The 18,006-nt window shown below is 60.5% G+C and carries 14 protein-coding genes and 1 tRNA gene; 5 read left to right on the top strand and 10 right to left on the bottom strand.

Annotation, left to right across the window (positions count from 1 at the left end; all coding sequences use genetic code 11):
• Positions 1 to 21 precede the first annotated feature (21 nt).
• On the bottom strand, positions 22 to 1,593 hold the full coding sequence (locus tag VJ464_12990) for a hydantoinase B/oxoprolinase family protein (GenBank protein HKQ06044.1): 1,572 nt from the start codon (positions 1,591 to 1,593) through the stop codon (positions 22 to 24).
• 99 nt (positions 1,594 to 1,692) lie between these two features.
• Between VJ464_12990 and VJ464_12985 the strand changes: the two genes are divergently transcribed.
• Both VJ464_12985 and leuS read left to right on the top strand, forming a co-directional pair.
• Complete coding sequence (locus VJ464_12985) at positions 1,693 to 2,550, top strand: deoxyribonuclease IV (protein HKQ06043.1); 858 nt, start codon at positions 1,693 to 1,695, stop codon at positions 2,548 to 2,550.
• A 211-nt stretch (positions 2,551 to 2,761) separates the two neighbouring features.
• Positions 2,762 to 5,380, top strand: a complete 2,619-nt coding sequence (leuS, locus tag VJ464_12980) for a leucine--tRNA ligase (protein HKQ06042.1) — start codon at positions 2,762 to 2,764, stop codon at positions 5,378 to 5,380.
• 15 nt (positions 5,381 to 5,395) lie between these two features.
• Here the strand turns inward: leuS and VJ464_12975 are convergent, their stop codons facing one another.
• The 3 genes from VJ464_12975 to VJ464_12965 form a co-directional block, all read right to left on the bottom strand.
• On the bottom strand, positions 5,396 to 5,689 hold the full coding sequence (locus VJ464_12975; protein ID HKQ06041.1) for a hypothetical protein: 294 nt from the start codon (positions 5,687 to 5,689) through the stop codon (positions 5,396 to 5,398).
• Positions 5,686 to 5,808 carry a hypothetical protein gene (locus VJ464_12970; protein HKQ06040.1) on the bottom strand — a complete coding sequence of 41 codons (123 nt, stop codon included), beginning with the start codon at positions 5,806 to 5,808 and terminating at the stop codon, positions 5,686 to 5,688. Before VJ464_12970 ends, VJ464_12975 begins: the two co-directional genes overlap by 4 nt.
• A gap of 124 nt (positions 5,809 to 5,932) precedes the next feature.
• Positions 5,933 to 6,850 carry a phospholipase D-like domain-containing protein gene (locus tag VJ464_12965; protein ID HKQ06039.1) on the bottom strand — a complete coding sequence of 306 codons (918 nt, stop codon included), beginning with the start codon at positions 6,848 to 6,850 and terminating at the stop codon, positions 5,933 to 5,935.
• A 335-nt stretch (positions 6,851 to 7,185) separates the two neighbouring features.
• Here VJ464_12965 and mqnC point away from each other — a divergent pair, with 335 nt between their 5' ends.
• The 3 genes from mqnC to VJ464_12950 all read left to right on the top strand — a co-directional run bounded on the left by mqnC (position 7,186) and on the right by VJ464_12950 (position 10,649).
• Positions 7,186 to 8,268 (top strand): cyclic dehypoxanthinyl futalosine synthase, encoded by a 1,083-nt coding sequence (gene mqnC, locus VJ464_12960; protein HKQ06038.1) that lies wholly within the window; start codon positions 7,186 to 7,188, stop codon positions 8,266 to 8,268.
• Between the two features lie 11 nt (positions 8,269 to 8,279).
• Positions 8,280 to 8,651: a hypothetical protein gene (locus VJ464_12955; GenBank protein HKQ06037.1), complete on the top strand. Its 372-nt coding sequence runs from the start codon at positions 8,280 to 8,282 to the stop codon at positions 8,649 to 8,651.
• Positions 8,652 to 9,155: 504 nt separating this feature from the next.
• Positions 9,156 to 10,649, top strand: a complete 1,494-nt coding sequence (locus VJ464_12950; protein HKQ06036.1) for a pyridoxal-dependent decarboxylase — start codon at positions 9,156 to 9,158, stop codon at positions 10,647 to 10,649.
• Between the two features lie 28 nt (positions 10,650 to 10,677).
• On the opposite strand, the gene VJ464_12945 is transcribed toward VJ464_12950, so the two are convergent.
• The 6 genes from VJ464_12945 to VJ464_12920 all read right to left on the bottom strand — a co-directional run bounded on the left by VJ464_12945 (position 10,678) and on the right by VJ464_12920 (position 17,751).
• A complete protein-coding gene (locus VJ464_12945; protein ID HKQ06035.1) occupies positions 10,678 to 11,070 on the bottom strand; it encodes a hypothetical protein in 393 nt (130 codons plus the stop codon).
• Positions 11,067 to 11,951, bottom strand: coding sequence for a hypothetical protein (locus VJ464_12940; GenBank protein HKQ06034.1), 885 nt, complete (start codon positions 11,949 to 11,951; stop codon positions 11,067 to 11,069). The genes VJ464_12945 and VJ464_12940 overlap by 4 nt, the downstream gene beginning before the upstream one ends.
• Positions 11,952 to 12,036: 85 nt before the next feature.
• Positions 12,037 to 12,121, bottom strand: a tRNA-Leu gene (locus tag VJ464_12935).
• A gap of 218 nt (positions 12,122 to 12,339) precedes the next feature.
• A complete protein-coding gene (locus VJ464_12930; protein HKQ06033.1) occupies positions 12,340 to 13,821 on the bottom strand; it encodes an amino acid permease in 1,482 nt (493 codons plus the stop codon).
• A gap of 164 nt (positions 13,822 to 13,985) precedes the next feature.
• A complete protein-coding gene (locus VJ464_12925) occupies positions 13,986 to 15,509 on the bottom strand; it encodes an amino acid permease (protein HKQ06032.1) in 1,524 nt (507 codons plus the stop codon).
• A 253-nt stretch (positions 15,510 to 15,762) separates the two neighbouring features.
• The gene (locus tag VJ464_12920) at positions 15,763 to 17,751 is read right to left on the bottom strand and encodes an amino acid permease (GenBank protein HKQ06031.1); all 1,989 of its coding nucleotides are present in this window, start codon (positions 17,749 to 17,751) and stop codon (positions 15,763 to 15,765) included.
• Between the last annotated feature and the right edge of the window lie 255 nt (positions 17,752 to 18,006).

Below are 18,006 nucleotides of genomic sequence, written 5' to 3'. Positions count from 1 at the left end.
GACGCGACACGGACGACCGCGTCAGGCTTCATCAGGCTTTCCGTAGCCGCCGCCGCCGGGCGTTTCAATGCGGATGCGGTCGCCGGCCGCGGCGTGAAGCGATTGTTTGCTGCCCATCTCCTGTTCGCCATCGGCGCTGACCAGGACGGCGCGACCGGCGCGGCCGGCCTCACCGCCGCGCAAGCCATAAGGCCGCGTCTTGCGCCGGTCGGCCAGCAAAGTGACCTGCGCTTCGGTCAATAACTCAAGCTCGCGCACGACGCCCGCGCCGCCGCGATAATGTCCGCGGCCTCCTGAGCCGTGGCGAATCGCGTAGCGCCGCACGCGCATCGGGTAGGCGTATTCCATCGCTTCCGCGGGCGTGTTGAGCGAGTTGGTCATGTGCGTGTGAACGCCGTCAATGCCGTCGGCCGTGGGCCGCGCGCCCATGCCGCCGGCGACCGTTTCGTAATAAGCGAACGGGCGATGGCTGCGCTGATCGATGCCGCCGATAGTCAGGTTGTTCATGGTGCCCTGACTGGCCGCGGGAATGGCCGCGCCGGTTTCGGCGAGCGCCCGCAGCACGGTGTCTACGATGCGCTGCGAAGTTTCGACATTGCCGCCGGCGACCGGCGCGGGCGGGCGGGCGTTGACGACAGTGCCCATAGGCGCGATGACCTTGATCGGCTCGATGATGCCCCAGCTCGCCGGCACATCGCCGGGAATCAAGCAGCGGAAGACGTAATAGACCGCCGACACGGTGATGGCTTCGACGGCATTGATAGGCCCGCGAACCTGCGGCGCGCTGCCGGTGAAATCAACCGTCGCCCGCTCGCCGCTGATGGTAATTCGCGCCGCAATGCGCACAGGCTGGTCTGTGAAGCCGTCGTCGTCAAGAAAGTCTTCTGCGTTGTAGGTGCCATCGGGCAGGTCGCGAATCCGGCGGCGCATCAACGCGGCAGTGTAGTTGATGAGATGCCGCGCATAAGCGTCAGCCTCTTTGAAGCCGTAACGTTCGACGATTTCCAGCAGCCTTGTCTCGCCGGTACGGATGGCGCCGAGCTGTGCCGTCAAATCGCCTTCACGCTCTTCAGGTAGCCGCACATTGGCGGCAATCAAGCGCATCACATCCTGATTCACCTGGCCGCCGATCATTAACTTGACGGGCGGGATGCGCAACCCTTCCTGATAAATCTCGTCAGCACGGCCCATTGAGCCGGGCGTTGCGCCGCCGATGTCTGCGTGATGTGCGCGGTTCGCGACGTAAAACAGCGGACGCAACGACACGTCGCGATAAACGGCGGCGACCATGGTCACGTCAGGCAGATGCGTGCCGCCGGCGTAAGGGTCGTTTAGCACGGCGATGTCGCCCGGCCCAAGTTGTAACGTGTCCAATGCGGCGCGCACAGACATGGGCATTGAGCCGAGATGCACGGGCATGTGATCGCCTTGCGCGATGAGTGTGCCTTCGCGGTCGAAGACGGCGCACGAGTAATCGCGCCGCTCTTTAATGTTCGGCGAGAAGGCCGAGCGTCGCAAACTGACGCCCATCTCTTCGGCGACCGATGAATAAAGCGACTTGAAGATTTCGAGCTTGACCGGATCGGCTTTCATACGGCTGTGAGTCTATCACACGGCGCTGCTTTACAGGCATGTGGGCGAAAGCTATCTTTGAAAGGAAAACGCTTCCGCGGTCACTCGAACATCAAGCACATGACAGCAAACAGATTCAGAGTCGGCGTCCATACCTCAATCGCCGGCGGCTTGCCGAAAGCCGTTGAATCGGCGGCCGCCAAGGGATGCGATGGCTTTCAGATCTTCGCGCGCAACCCGCGAGGCTGGATGGCGCGCGAGCTTGAGCGTGACGAAGTGCGGGCGTTTCGAGAAGCCAGAGAGCGGGCGAATCTCTGGCCGCTGGCAATCCACGCGGTATACCTGATCAATCTGGCGGCGCAAGACCCTGTGGTGCTTGAACGCTCGCGCCTCGGCTTTCGCGAAGAGATCGAGCGCGCCTTGCTGCTCGGCGCGGATTATCTGGTTGTGCATCCCGGCAACCCTGTCAGTGCGCCCGCCGATGTCGGCATCGTCACGGCGGCTGCATCGATCCGCGAAGCCGCGCGCGATTTGAATCTAAGCGGATTGACAATCCTGATTGAGAACACCGCCGGGCAAGGCTCATCCATCGGCTGCCACTTCGAGCAGATTGCCGATATGCTGGCGATGCTCGACGGCCTGCCGGTCGGCGTCTGTTTAGACACGGCGCACACGCTGGCCGCCGGCTATGACATTACGACTGAGAAGGGACTGCGCGCGACGATGCGCTTGATCGAGCGGTCGTTTGGCTTTGAACGCATCAAGCTGATTCATTGCAATGACTCGAAAGCGCCGTGCGGGGCGCGCGTTGACCGCCACCAGCACATCGGCGAAGGCCACATCGGCGCGGAAGCGTTTCGGCGGCTGACCCACACATTGAAGTTCCGCCGCATCCCTTTTATCTTAGAAACGCCGATTGACCGCGAGCGCGATGATGTTTGGAATCTCAATCGCCTGCGCGAGCTGGCGAGTGCTTAACCCTGGTTACCGCCGCCAATCAATTTCCGGTTGCCCGAATTGCTGGGGCGGTTTTATTATACGAGCTATGAACGTTTCCCAATCGGCACACGCGAAGAGTAATGTCCTCGGACTTACGTTGCCCCTCCGCTAGAGGGGCCGCCGCTATTCTGTACTCGCCATACATTCAAGCAGCTTTCTACAAACGGTCAGGTTTGAACGGACAGAAACGATGAAAGAGAAATATTTTCCGCAAGAGATCGAGCAGAAATGGCAGAAGCACTGGGCCGACGAGAAAACCTTTGAAGTTCGCGAAGACCCGGAGCGCCCCGAGTTCTATTGCCTGGAGATGCTCGCCTATACGTCGGGCCGGGCGCACATCGGCCACGTCAGCAATTACTCCATCGGCGACGCGCTCGCCTGGTACAAGCGCATGCGCGGCTTCAATGTGCTACACCCGTTCGGCTGGGACGCCTTCGGCCAGCCCGCCGAGACTGCCGCCATCAAAGACGGCACAGACCCCGAAGCCTTCACCCGCGCCGCCATCGCGACCATGAAGGGCCAGCTTCAGCGCATGGGGATCAGCTATGACTGGTCGCGCGAGGTTGCGACCTGCGATCCCAAATACTACAAATGGAACCAGTGGTTCTTCATTCGTATGTTCGAGCGCGGCATGCTCTACCGCAAGCTGTCGCCGGTCAACTGGTGCCCGAAAGAAGACATCTCGCTGTCAAACGAGCAGGCATCGGGCGGCACGTGCTGGCGTTGCGGCACGCCGGTCATTCAAAAAGAGCTCATGCAGTGGTTCGCGCGAATCACCGATTACGCCGATCAATTGCTCGACGGGCTCGACCAGTTGGAAGGGAAGTGGCCCGACCGCGTCGTCGCCATGCAGCGCAACTGGATTGGCCGGTCGCGCGGCGCTCACGTGCGCTTCGACATCGCCGACACCATCGATTCGGTGACGGTCTTTACGACGCGCATCGATACGATCTTTGGCGCGAATGCCATCATCCTGGCGCCAGAGCATCCATTGCTGACCAAGATCGTCGAAGGCAAGGCGCAGCGCGATGAGGTGCTGGCCTTTGCCGAAGCGTTGAAGCGCGAGAAGCGCGGCGGCGTCCAGACGGAAGAACAGGAGAAGAAAGGCATCTTCACCGGCGGTTATGCGGTCAACCCATTCAACCGCGAGCGGCTGCCGATCTGGATCGCCAACTTTGTGCTGATGGAATACGGCACCGGCGCGATCATGGCGGTGCCTTCGGGCGACGAGCGCGACTTCGAGTTTTCGCGCAAGTACGGCATCCCATTCCGGCAGATCAAGCTGACCGCGGACGGGCGCGAGATTCCGGCTGACGAGATGACCGAAGCCGACGAGTCGTGGACGGTCACGGTCAACACCGGCCGGTGGAGCGGCCTGGCGAGCGAAGAAGCCAACCGGATGATGACCGATTACGCCGAAGCCAATGGCTTCGGTCAAGGCGCGATTACTTACAAGCTGCGCGACTGGGGCATCTCGCGGCAGCGCTACTGGGGGACGCCTGTGCCGATGATTCACTGCCCGTCGTGCGGCACGGTTCCTGTTCCCGACGATCAACTGCCGGTCGTTTTGCCCAAAGGCGTCAACCTCGCGGTTTCGGGCGGCTCGCCGCTCGACCATGTGCCCGAATACGTCAACGCCACCTGCCCGAAGTGCAATGGCGCGGCGCTGCGCGATACGGACACGATGGATACCTTCGTGGATTCGAACTGGTACTACCATCGTTACTGCGACCCGCATAACGACGCACAGCCGTTCGACCCGGCGAAGGTGGCTTACTGGCTGCCGGTTGACCAATACATCGGCGGCATCGAGCATGCGGTCATGCACCTGATCTACACGCGCTACTGGAACCGCGTGATGCGCGACATGGGCTTGGTGCAGTTCGATGAGCCGGTGACGCGGCTGCTGACGCAGGGCATGATCGTCAAAGAATCGTACCGCTGCCCCGAGCACGAGTGGCTCTTCCCGGAAGAGGTCAACGAAGATAAGACCTGCAAGTTCTGCGGCAGGCCGGTTATGATCGGGCGGCTGGAAAAGATGTCGAAGTCGAAGAAGAACGCCGTCGATCCCATCGAGATGATCAACATCCACGGCGCAGACGCGCTGCGCCTGTTCGTGTTGTTCGCCGGGCCGCCCGAAAAAGATAAGGAGTGGTCAGATTCGGGCTTCGACGGCGCGGCGCGTTACCTGCAACGCGTCTGGCGCATCGCCTACAAGTGGCAGGGCCGCATCATCAACGCAGCGGCGGACGCGCCCAGCGACACCGGTGAGGCGCTGAGCGAATTGCAGGATTACCAGCGGCAACTGCGCCGCCGCGTGCATCAGATCGTCCGCGCCATCACCGAGAACTTCGAGGAGCGGCTGCACCTGAACACTTGCATCTCGTCGCTGATGGAGATGACCAACGCCGTCTATGCGTTCGATCAGGCGGTCGAAAAAAATGGCGAGGCGACGGCGGCTGACATCGCCGTGGCGCGCGAAGCCTTCGAGGCATTGATTCGCATGCTGGCGCCGTTCGCGCCGCACATCTCTGAAGAGTTGTGGGAGAGCTACGGCCATGCAGAGAGCCTGGCCTATGCCCGCTGGCCGGAGTTCGACGCCGAGCTGGCGCGTGAAGAAGAGATCGAAGTCGCCGTACAGGTGAACGGCAAGCTGCGCAGCCGGCTCTTTACGAGCGCCGAAGCCAGCGATGACGACTTGCGGCAGGCCGCGCTTGCCGACGAGAAAGTCACGGCGGCGATGGCCGACAAGACGGTCGTCAAAGTCATCGTCATCCCGCGCAAGCTGGTCAACGTCGTCGTCAAGTAGCGCGGGCGCCTACGCTCAGCGCTTACGTAGGTCGCTGCGGCGCACGCTTTCGATGTCGGGATCAGAGAGGCGGCGGCGGTCCGAGTGCCGCTCTTCGACTTCGCTGGCGCCACTGGCGCGGCGCAACAGGGCGAGGGCGCGGTCTTTGACCGGCTTGATCTCTTTGCGCCCGTCCTCCCATTCGATCTCGATGGCCGCCGACTCGCCTGAGCCGAGGACGCGCGTCACCTCGCCGTACATCATGCCGGCCCCGGCGGCATAGCTGATCTCGTCGCCGGGGCGAAAATTCATCACACGAGCCTTGTTCATTTCGTTGTCCCCTTGTCGGCCCTGAGCGGGCGCGGCTTTTGCGATTGCATGCGCGCCGCGCCGCACTGTGGACAGACCCACTTGCGCTGCTTGTGGAAGCTGCGCTTCTGTTCAATCATCTTTGTTTTGCAGCGCCGACAAACCATGCGAATCAGGAGTCAGAAGTCAGAAGTCAGAAGTCAGAATAAGAACCGGAGGCGAAGCCGACTTCCTTTTCCATTCTGACTTCTGACTTCTGACTTCTTACGTGGCGTTCGCTTCCATGACGGCAGCCATCTCGGTGGCGCTCGTCCAGTCTTCGTCAAAGACGCGCTCGATGCGCCGCGCCATCGCCGGGTCTTCGACGATGATGCCGACCTCGCGGCGGCGATCCATGCTGACCTTGCGCAAGTTCTGGCTGCCGACGAAAAAGTACTGGCCGTCAACCACGACACACTTGGCGTGGAGCTTGAAGCGCGCCAGCTTCTTGACGTGAAAATTGTCGACCACCTCGTCGTAGAAGGTGTCGCGGCTGATGACCCGCACGTCAACGCCGTGCGAGGCTTTGCGCAGCAAGACGCCCATGACCTGCTGGTCCTCGACCTTGGCGTCCATGATGCGGATCGAGCGTTCGGCGGACGAGAGCAGCTCGATCAGCTTGGTGCGGCTGTTGTACGGGCTGATGACCAGCGGCAGCTCTTTCGGCTTGAACTCTTCGGCGTGCCAGTCGGCGTCAAACAGCCGGTTCAGCTCCTGGGTGATCTCCTGGTCTTTGATCAGGAGGCCGAAGTCGCGCGCGTAATGCAGATTCTTCTGTGTCGGGTTGAAGGTCAGGATGAGCGACTGCTGCTCATCGATCATCATAATCTTGTAGTGATAGCGCTTGAGCTTTTCGCGGCGCGGGCGCGTCTGGCGCACTTCGAGGCCCAGCTTTGAGAGGTCTTCGGCAAGTTTTTTGTTGCGCTTCTTCCAGCCCTTGGCCGACGGCGCGATCAGCGCGCGTATCTTGACGCCGCGCTGCACGGCGTAGTTCATCGCGTCACGGACGATGGGGTCGTCCATGCGAAAGATGGTCATCTTGATGCTGTGGGTCGCCGCGTCAATCGCGTCAACGATGGGAAAAAAGCTATCGCCGGGCTGGATGATGAGCGACAGGTTGTTGACGTGACGGTATGCTTCCATCGTATAAGCAAGTCTGACAACCGTATAGGGCCTGCGGCCACACATGCCCTGCGTGGCAAAACGGGAACGCCACACTGCCTAAAGCAATAACACAAGCAAAAGGCAAAAGGCAAAGCGACGCGGTGACGCTCCAGGGTCTATTCATTCTCGAATAACCATTGGGGGATGAACCGCCAAGACGCCAAGACCGCCAAGAAAAGCTCGGCGTTCTCTTGGCGGTCTTGGCGTCTTGGCGGTTCAAGTCCGGAGAATGAATAGACCCTGGGTGACGCTCTTTGCCTTTTGCCTTTTGCCTTCACTATAATCCCAGGCGGGAAAACCCTATGGAAAACACGATGGCAAGAGTTGATGTGGACGAACTGCTGACGCGCATCGCGGCGGGCGAGCGATTGACGCTGGATGAGTGGCGCGCTGTTGAAGAGGCGGCGCAGACCGCCGAGCTTGGCCGATTAGCTGACCGTTTGCGCAAAGCCCTGCACCCGGACGACGTGGTGACTTACGTGGTTGACCGCAACGTCAATTACTCGAACGTCTGCGTGTCGGTCTGCTCGTTCTGCGCTTTCTATCGCAAGCCCGGCTCGCCGGAAGGCTATGTCCACGATTACGAAGAGATCTTTCGCAAGGTTGAAGAGATGATGGCGCTCGGCGGCAGCGGCGTGTTGATGCAGGGCGGCCTGCATCCCGACCTGCCGCTCGATTATTACACCAACATGCTGCGCGAACTGAAGACGCGCTACGGCATTCATCTACACTGTTTCTCGCCGCCCGAGATCGATCACCTCGGCAAGATCACCGGCCTCGGCGTCGAAGGCGTGCTGAAGGAACTGCGCGCCGCCGGGTTGGATTCGATACCGGGCGGCGGCGGCGAGATTCTCGTTGACGAAATACGCCGCAAGCGCCGCACCCATTGCAACGCCGAAGAGTGGCTGCATGTGATGGACGTGGCCCATTCGCTCGGCATCCCGACGACGGCGACCATGATGTTTGGCATGGGTGAAGTCCGCGACCACCGCTTGCAGCACCTTGAAAAACTGCGCGCCCTGCAAGACCGCAACCCGGGCTTTGTGTCGTTCATCCCGTGGACCTTGCAGCCCGACAACACGCCCATCGGCAAGCGCTTCCCCGACCGCATCGAGCCGGACGAATATCTGCGATGGCTGGCCATCAGCCGGCTCTACCTCGACAACATCCCCAACGTCCAGGTGTCTTGGCTGACACAAGGCATGGACGTGGGCCGCATGGGATTGCATTATGGCGCCAACGACCTCGGCTCGACGATGATCGAAGAAAATGTCATCAGCCTGGCGGGCGCCAATCACCAGGCGACCGAGATGATGCTGCGCGACGTGATCATCAGTGAAGGCTTCACGCCATTAAAGCGCCGCGCCGATTACGTGCGCGTCGAGCCGGTCGCGTAGGGTAAATGGATATGAGCCAAGTAACTTCAGCTTTGAAAGAGGCAATTGCGGCTGTCGAGAGATTGTCAGCCCGGCAGCAGCGCAAACTGGCCGCGCACCTTTTGGAACATGCCTCTGATGAAGAGGGCACTTTCATCTTGTGTTTGAAGCGGCTTTCACGAGCAAGGCAATCACGCCTTGCCGACCTCATGGAGAGGAATAACGAAGGGACGCTGGGCAAGAAAGAGAGGGAAGAACTTCGGCATCTCGCTGATGAAGTAGACCGGCTCGTGCTTGAGAATTCAATTGCCTTAACGCGTGCCCTGCGACCGGAGGTCCCGCAGAGGGCAAATGCCACGATCAAAAGGGGATTTCGGCAGAAGGCAATGAAGTCTCATACTTGATGCGGGCGGGTGATCCCGCCCCGAAGGCGGTATTTTTATCGGCATGTTAGTTTTAGGTCGTGACAAAAAGTATCTCGAAGAAACTGGCAACGCTAGTCAAACACAGGGCAAGAAGCCGATGCGAATATTGCCATGCCCCTCAACGGGTTATTGGGCAAGCGTATCACATCGAACACATCGTGCCCCGCTCTAAAGGCGGACTCACGGCGCTGGAGAATCTAGCGCTTGCTTGTTCACATTGCAATTTTGCTAAATCCGATAAAACCGATGCGCTGGACCCACGAACGAAGAAGAGAGTACCCTTATTCAACCCGCGAACGGATCAATGGGAAACGCATTTTGTCTGGAGCAAAGCCTGGCAGAGGTTGAAGGGAAGAACGGCGACGGGACGGGCAACCGTCGAAGCGCTCGACATGAATGCGACGATTGTTCGACAGGCGAGATACTATTGGCATCTCTTAGATTTGATTCCATGACCGCCATGCGCTGGTCGAACGGACCTATATGACCAAAGAGAAAAGCGAACCCGCAGCCTCCTCCCACCTTGGCGACATGAGCGCCGAGGAATTTCGTCGCTACGGCCATCAGTTGATTGACTGGGTCGCGGATTATCTTTCGCACCCCGGACGTTACCCTGTGCTGTCGCGGAATCAGCCGGGCGATGTCAAACGCGCCTTGCCGACCGCGCCGCCCGCCGCCGGCGAAGGCTTCGACCACATCCTTGAAGACCTCGACCGCATCATCGTGCCGGGCATGACGCACTGGAATCATCCGGGGTTCTTCGCTTACTTCTCGAACACCGGCAGCGGGCCGGGGATTCTCGGCGAGTTGTTATCGGCAGCCTTCAATGTCAACGCGATGCTGTGGCGCACGTCGCCGGCAGCCACAGAGCTTGAAGAAGTAACGCTCGACTGGCTGCGGCAGATGATCGGCTTGCCCGAAAGTTTCTCAGGCGTGCTTTACGACACGGCTTCGATTTCAAGCCTGTGCGCCATTGCCGCGGCGCGCGAGGCCGCGCCGCCGGGCCGCCTGCGGCTCTACGCTTCAGAGCAGGCGCATTCGTCAATCGAGAAATCCGCCATCACGCTCGGACTCGGGCGCGAGGCGACGCGCGCTATCCGCAGCGACGCCGAATTCCGCATGGACGTTGAGGCGCTGGCCGCCGCCATTGCCGAAGACCGCGCGCAAGGCTGGCAGCCGTTCTGTGTCGTGGCGACCGTCGGCACGACTTCGACGACCAGCATCGACCCCGTGCCGCAGGTGGCCGACCTCTGCGAGCGCGAGAGGCTCTGGCTGCATGTGGACGCGGCGTATGGTGGCTCGGCGGCAGTGATACCGGAGATGCAGTGGATTCTCGCGGGGGCCGAGCGCGCCGATTCGCTGGTGATGAATCCGCACAAATGGTTATTCGTGCCGGTTGATCTGAGCGTGCTCTATTGCCGGCGAATGGATATGTTGAAGGCGGCATTCAGCCTGGTGCCCGAATACCTGCGCACCAGCGAAGAAACGGTGCGCAATTACATGGATTATGGGCCGCAGCTTGGCCGCCGTTTCCGAGCTTTGAAGCTATGGTTCGTGCTGCGCTACTTCGGCGCGGATGGGATCGCGGCGCGTTTACGCCATCACATCGAGCTGGCAAAAGAATTCGCCTCCTGGGTAGACGACAGCCCGGACTTTGAGCGGCTCGCGCCCGTGCCTTTCAGCACGGTCTGTTTTAGAGCTTACCCACAAGCGTTGCGCGCACGCATTGGCAATGGGGTTTCAGAGGCAGAGGTTGAAACGTATCTGGGTCTGCTCAACGAACGGATGATGGAAGAGGTGAATCTTCGCGGCAAAATCTTTATGTCGCATACCAAGCTGAATGGCAAGTTCACCCTGCGGCTGGCGATTGGCAACCTCCGCACGACAGGCGAATACATCCGGCTGGCCTGGGATGAGCTGAACGCGGCCTATCAAAAACTCGGTAATGATTTGCGGCCTGCGGGGTTGAAAGACTAAGCCCTGACGGCAGGGCATCGGTCGGGAGTTACTGCGCAAAGCTGATCGAATCGATTTCGTTCCAGCGCACTTCGATGCGCGTCGCCGTTCCCAGTTTCACCGTCACCATCTCGCCGCTCAGGGCGAACTCTTTGCAGCGCAGCTCGCTACCACCTTTGAGGCGGATGCTGATCGAATCCGAAGCGCTCGCCGACGATTGAATCGCTGAGGTGTCTTCAGGCGCGATCACCGCATAGCTGCTCTCGGTCATTGCCAGTCGCAACTTGCCGGTTGCATCGTCGCGGCTCAGTTGTCGCCCGCGCACCGTGCTGCCGTTTTTTAACGAGATCACAAAGCCGGATTGCGTCGCGTCCTGCGCGGCGACTCCGAGCGTCACCCAGAGCATTGCCGCAAGCGTCCACCACACGAGTCTCTTTTTCATTTGTCGCGCTTCTTTTCGTAAACGGATTTCAGTTTCTCAAGATAATTACCGCGGTCAACGGCATAGTACACGGCAGCCGGGCCTGAATCAACTATTCTCTGAATCGCCAGCTCGAAGTCTTCAAAGGCGTCGTCGCCGGCGATCTGGCGGGCTTCGAAATAACCGATGCGGCGCAACCGTTTCATGAATTCCTGCAAGGTCAGCCGCCCCTCGAAGGTTCGCCCGCCATGCTGCTGCGAGCGCGACAGCAGGTGTTGAATCATCAGCACGTCGCCGTAAAGCGCCGGCGTGGCGTAGAGCCAGCGGTTCTCGTAATGCCAGTCGCCTTCGACCTGGCGCGACAACTGCACGCGCTCGACGCCGGTTTGTAAGATGACATTCCAGTCGTTTGACGGCGCGGCGCGCTTGATGGTCTCGATGGCGACGCCGAGCAGCCAGCGGTCGCTGTCAAAATCGGTGGCGCGCTTCAGGCGGTCGAGCCATTCGGAAAAGATCTGCATCTGCGGGCGCTCGGGCTGCCAGAGGGTGAAGCGATTGGACTCCTTCTTGAGCGCCGCCCAGAGCTTCTTGCGCTCTTTTTCAAATGATGGGTGGGCATCTATGCGGTGCGCGGTGAAGACGGCAAACCAGCGCTTCGCCCCGTTGCAGTAGGGGCAATGCGTCGTCGTGCCATCGTCAAAGAAATGAGGCCGCGCGGTGGACGCGCCGGTGAAGTCGCTCTCTTCGGGGACGTGCTTGCGCAGCTCTGTATAAGCGGTGCGCGGCGCGAGCTGTAACTGCTTGGTGAAGAAATCGAAGGCGCACTTGAGGCAGATCGTCAGACGGGTCTCCGAAACAGCCGAGGCAGGAATCACAGCAAAGCTGATCTCGGATTTTTTCATGATGGGTGTTGGGTGTCGGGTGTCGGGTGTCAGGGGTTGGTGACCGTTCCCCCAACACCCATCACCCGACACCCAACACCCGCAGTGGGGATGGTGGGAATCGAACCCACACGAGAGTTAATCTCAAAGGTTTTTGAGACCTTCGCGTCTGCCTGTTCCGCCACATCCCCGTGGTGTCAAAAAGCGCCGGCGCAATTGCCCGACTCAAGCGGAGTACCATTCTAGCTTTGGCGGTTGACGCGCGTCAACCGCGCCCTTCTTAAATGATGAATGCAGAATGATGAATGATGAACTGGAGAGGAAAAGGCAGGAGATCATCTATAGATAATCCGGCTTCCGCTTCCTCCCGCAATTCATCGTTCATCATTCTGCATTCATCGTTTCCCCATTATCTGGCGGCGCGTCGCGAAATCTTGCTATGGCGCGCACCATAAAGGAAGTAGATCAGCAGGCCGATGATCAGCCAGACCGCCAGGCGAATCCAGGTGTCGCCCGGCAGGAAGCCCATCATAGCAACAGAGAAGAGCGCGCCGAGCGTGCCGGTCACATAAACTGCGGGTGCCTTGAAGGGCCGCTCGATGTTCGGCTGCGTTTTGCGCAGCACCATGACGCCGACACAGACAATCGCGAAGGCGAACAGCGTGCCGATGCTCACCAGCTCGCCGACAATGCCGATAGGCAGGACGCCTGCCGCGACCATGACCACAAGCCCTGTGATGATCGTCGTGATGTAAGGCGTGCGGAATTTCGGATGCACCTTCGAGACGAAAGGTGGCAGCAGCCCGTCGTTGGCCATCGAAAAGAAGATGCGCGGCTGCGCCAGCAACATCACGAGAATGACCGAGCTGAGGCCGGCGATGGCGCCGAGCTTGACGAAAGATGACAGCCACGGCATGTGAATCGCGTCAATGCCGACGGCAATCGGATCGGGCACGCCCAGACGGTCATAAGGGACGACGCCGGTCAATACGAACGACACCAGGATGTAAAGGATCGTGCAGATGACCAGCGAACCCATAATGCCGATGGGCATGTCTTTCTGCGGATTCTTGGCTTCCTGCGCGGCGCACGACACGGCGTCAAATCCGATGTAGGCGAAGAAAACGACCGACGAGGCGCGCAAGATGCCGGTCACGCCAAAATTGCCGAACGCCCCGGTCGGGTTGGGCGGAATCATGCTGCCGGTCGGATTCGCCGGAGTCACCCAGTTGCTGGTTGACACGTAACCGATGCCGGCGATGATGAAGATCAACACAATGGCGATTTTGATGATGACGATGACGCTGTTGACGTTGGCCGATTCCTGCACGCCGATCACCAGCAAAACGGTAACCGCGGCAATAATCAACATGGCAGGGATGTTGATTATCGCGCCGGTTGATGACCAGTGGTGCGCAATCGGGTCGAAGGCCACCGGCGCCGAAGAGAGTTTCGCCGGCACGTGGATGCCGAGGCCGTTCAGGAAGCTGACGACATAGCCCGACCAGCCGATGGCGACCGTCGTAGCGCCGAGCGAATATTCCAAAATCAAATCCCAGCCGATGACCCAGGCGACGAATTCGCCCATCGTCGCGTAGGCGTAGGTGTAGGCGCTGCCGGCAATGGGCACGGTCGAAGCCATCTCGGCATAGCACAGGCCGGCAAACGCGCAGGCGATGCCGCCGACGACGAACGAGAGCATGATGGCCGGGCCGGCATAGCCAGCGGCGGCCTGACCGGTCAGCACGAAGATGCCGGCGCCGATGATCGCGCCGATGCCGAGGGTCGTCAGGTTCAGGGCGCTCAAGGCGCGCTTCAGCCCGTGCTCGTTGTCTGCCGCTTCGGCTTTGAGCTGGGCGATTGATTTGGTGGCGAAAAGAGGAGATGCCATTCGTTGCCTCCGGTTCTGAGTTTGTAAGGAAGACTATCGACGGCTTGCCTGCCGTTTGCGCCAGGCGAAAACGGCAAGCCATCGTATTGCCTGACGGTTGATCCGTCAAGCCGGTTCATGTGGCGCAAGCTAACCGCCTTGCGCCTCAGCCGGGCGAATCGCCGCTACTCCGTGTCGCCCGCCGTGTCGGTTGCCGGGACGCCCGACCGGCGCCACAAGAAATAGACCGGCACACCCGTCGCGATAATGGCCAGCCCTGGCCACGTCGTCGCCGTCTGGTAGATGAACAGCACGACCAGGATCACCGACGCGCCGATGATATACAGCGCCGGCAGCACCGGGTAGCCGAACGCTTTGTAAGGCCGCTCGGCGTCCGGGCGCTTGGCGCGCAACACGAAAACACCGGCGATGGTCAGGATGTAAAAGATCAAGGCCGCCGAGATGACATAGGTCAGCAGATCGCCGTAGAGGTTGCCATAGGTCAACTGCCCGTCCGCGCCCTTGCCGGTGATGGTTCGCGGCAGCACCAGCACCGCCGCCCAGATGCCTTGAATCAACAGCCCCCAGGCCGGGACGCGGTGCGCGTTTAGCTCGCCTGACGATTTGAAGAATAACCCATCACGCGCCATCGCCCAGTAGGCTCGCGCGCCCGCCAGGATCAAGCCGTTATTGCAGCCGAAGGTCGAGATCATGATGGCGACCGCCATGATGGTCGCGCCGGCGCTGCCAAAGATCACGCCGGCGGTCGCCGACGCTACGCGGTCGCTTGGCACGGTCTGAATCTGGGTGAACGACAGCGTCACCAGATAAGCGATGTTGGCCAGCAGGTAGAGGCCGATGACGAGGAAGGTGCCGAAGGCGAGCGACAGCGGGATGTTGCGCTTCGGGTTTTTAACTTCTCCGGCAGTGAAGGTGATGTTATTCCAGGCGTCTGCGGAAAACAGCGAGTTGGTCTGCGTCACGCAGAGGGCAACGAAGAGGCCGAAGGCGGTCGCGGCGGTGAGGCCGCCGACATCCTGAAGATTACCGCGCATTGACCAGAAATCGCCGAAGTTGGCGTGCGCCGCCGTTGCGTTGTAGCCAACGGTCAGGCCGAGCAGAATCAAGGCGACGAGCGCGCCGGTCTTGGTCACCGTAAAGACGTTTTGCACCAGCTTGCCGAGCTTCAGCCCGCGCGTGTTCATCCAGGTCAGCAAGGCGATCAGCAGCACGCCGATCAGCTGCGCGGTTGATAACGATACCGCGTACCTTGAACCGATGGCTATCGGCTTGATCAGGTAATGGCTCTCTGACACCCAGGGAACCAGGACGCCGAGGTAACGGCCAAAGCCGACGGCGACCGCGGCAATCGTGCCCGATTGAATGACCAGAAAGAGCGTCCAGCCGTAGAGGAAGCCCCACAACGGCGAGAAGGCTTCGCGCAGGTAAACGTACTGGCCGCCGGCTTTCGGCATCATCGCCGCCAGCTCGCCATAGCTGAGCGCCGCCATCACCGTCAGCAGCCCGGTGATGACCCAGGCGACCAGCAGCCAGCCCGGCGAGCCCACCTGCCGCGCCATGTCCGCCGACACAATAAAAATGCCGGAACCAATCATGGAACCGGCAACGATCATCGTCGAATCGAGCAGACCGAGTCCGCGAATGAATCCGGTAGACTTGTCCTCGACAGAGACGGCCATATCCGCCATGCGTTCTCCTCCGGTTAGCCTGAATCCTGTTGAAGCTGCTTGTTGAACCTAAAAAAGTGCGTGCTATCCCACTCTGCTCGGCATCCATACTAACTGCGCGCAGTGACAAGTGACAAGTGGTGCGGAGAGGAGTCAGGAGTCAGGAGTCAGAATAGAAAGAGGAAGTCGGCGGCAGTGAGTACACTTGCTGCGCCTCCTTATTCATTCTTGACTTCTGACTCCTGACTCCTGACTTCCTTTTTCTTGTCACCTGTTACCTTCTTTGCAAGATCACTAGCAACAAATAGGCGATGCTGATGAGCGCGACGGCGGTTGCAACCGCCATGCTGGTCGCGGCTTTGCCGGCGTAGGCCGGAGCCGCGCCACCGGCGCGCGCCCGCATGGCCCGGCGGATGATGATCGGGCAGAGCAACAACGCATTGAGCGCCAGCGGCACGATGAGAAAGAACGATATCTCCATCCAGGGCGCGGCACGAAAGACGTTAGTGAGCGGCGCGCCGGCGTTTGCCCCAAGCGAGGTCAGCCACGGCTCGGCTTTGCTTAACGATTCCATCGCATCGACATTCGCCGCCGGGTCTTGAATGGCGGTCATCCACTTGTGCGCCATCAGCCAGACGTCAAAGGCGCGCATAAAGAGCAGCAGCGCCGTGCCGATCAATAGCAGCCACATGCCTGTGTGCGCGGTGTGCGCCAGGTGCTCGGCCTTGCTTTCGGTGGTGTGCGCGCCGGTCAGCACGCTTTTCATCGAGCCGTAGCCGACATAAATCACGAAGCCGAAGTTGAGCCACGCCGCAAAGCGCAGCCACGAGGTCGGCGGCAGAAAATAGATCAAGTAGATGCACGAGATGATGCCGAAGATCGGGAAGACGATGCCGCCGGGCGCGCGGAACGGGCGCGGGCGCGACGGGTCTTTGACGCGCAAGACGATGATGCCGGCGCAGACCAGAATGAAAGCGAAGAGGGTGCCGATGTTGGTCAGGTCAACCACTTCGTCAATGCTGGCGATGGCGGCAAAGAAAGCCACGAAAGCGCCGGTCAGGATCGTCGAAACGTGCGGCGTGCGGTATTTCGGGTGGACTTTGCGGAACAGCCCCGGCAGCAATCCGTCGCGCGCCATCGAAAGAAAGATGCGCGGCTGGCCTAATTGAAAGACCAGCAGCACCGCCGTCGAAGCGACCACCGACCCGAATGCGACAATGCCGATAATCAGGTTGGAATTAGCATTGGCGTACCTCAAGGCCAGCGTCAGCGGCTCGGCCAGCTCACCCTTCGGCGTGTCTTGCAGGACGTTGAAGGGGATCATGCCTGTGAAGACGCAGGCGACGGCGATATAGAGTATCGTACAGATGACCAGCGAGGCGATGATGCCGATGGGCAGGTTCTTCTGCGGGTTCTCGGTCTCTTCGGCGACCGTCGAAACGGCGTCAAAGCCGATGAAGGCGAAAAAGATGATCGCCGCGCCGGCGCTGACGCCCGACCAGCCGTTCGGCGCAAACGGCGTCCAGTGCGCCGGCTTCACCCACATAAAGCCGACAATGATGAAGAAGGCCAGCACCAGAATCTTGATGCCCACCATGATGGCGTTGAAGCGGGCGCTCTCTCTGATCCCCCAGACCAGCACGACCGTAATCAAGGCGACGATCAAGACCGCCAGCAGGTTGAAGACGATGGGCACGCCGAAGACGCGCGGCGCGGCGGCTAACACCTCCGGGGTCGCCGTGCGATAGTTGTTGACCAGCCAGTCGGGGACGTGAATGCCGAAGCCTTCGATGAAGGTCTTGAAGTATTGCGCCCAGCCAATGGCGACGGCGATGTTGCCGACGGCGTATTCGATGATTAAGTCCCAGCCGATGATCCAGGCGACGACTTCGCCGAGCGTCGCGTAAGAGTAGGTGTAGGCCGAACCGCTGATGGGCACCATCGCGGCGAATTCGGCGTAGCAGAGCGCCGTGAAGGCGCAGGCAATGGCGGTAATGACGAATGACAGCATCAGCGCAGGGCCAGCGCCGGGGCGGATGCCAGCTTCGCCCGCCGCCGCCGTGCCGACCGTCGTGAAGATGCCGGCGCCGATGATCGCGCCGACGCCGAACAGGGTCAATTGCACGGGGCCGAGGGCGCGATTGAGCTGATGCTCCGGCTCGTCGGCGTTTTGCAGGATGGCGTCGAGCGGCTTGACGCGGAATAACCCGCCGAACGTGAGTAGCGAGATGCCGTTCGGCTTGCCGGCTGACTGTTTTTCCATGCGCTAGTATTCTCCCATCCGTTGCGGCATGAAGCTTGGCGTCGCGCCGGGCCTGTGGCCCGCCGTTTCGATGACTGATAACGAAGCTGGCTGACGAATTACAGATTTGCTGAAGCGCGCCGATTATCAACTTTCAAGCGAAGCCATGTCAAGGAGAAGCGACGCGGCGACACGGCGACGCGGCGACGCGGCGAGGGAGAGTGCGGCTGCGGTGTTGCTCGACCCCCTCTTTCTCCGCGTTGCCGTGTCGCCGCG

It is taken from the genome of Blastocatellia bacterium, assembly GCA_035275065.1.
GTDB lineage: Bacteria > Acidobacteriota > Blastocatellia > UBA7656 > UBA7656 > DATENM01.
Note: the sequence above shows the minus strand (reverse complement) of the source record. Positions and strands in the feature narration are given on the sequence as shown.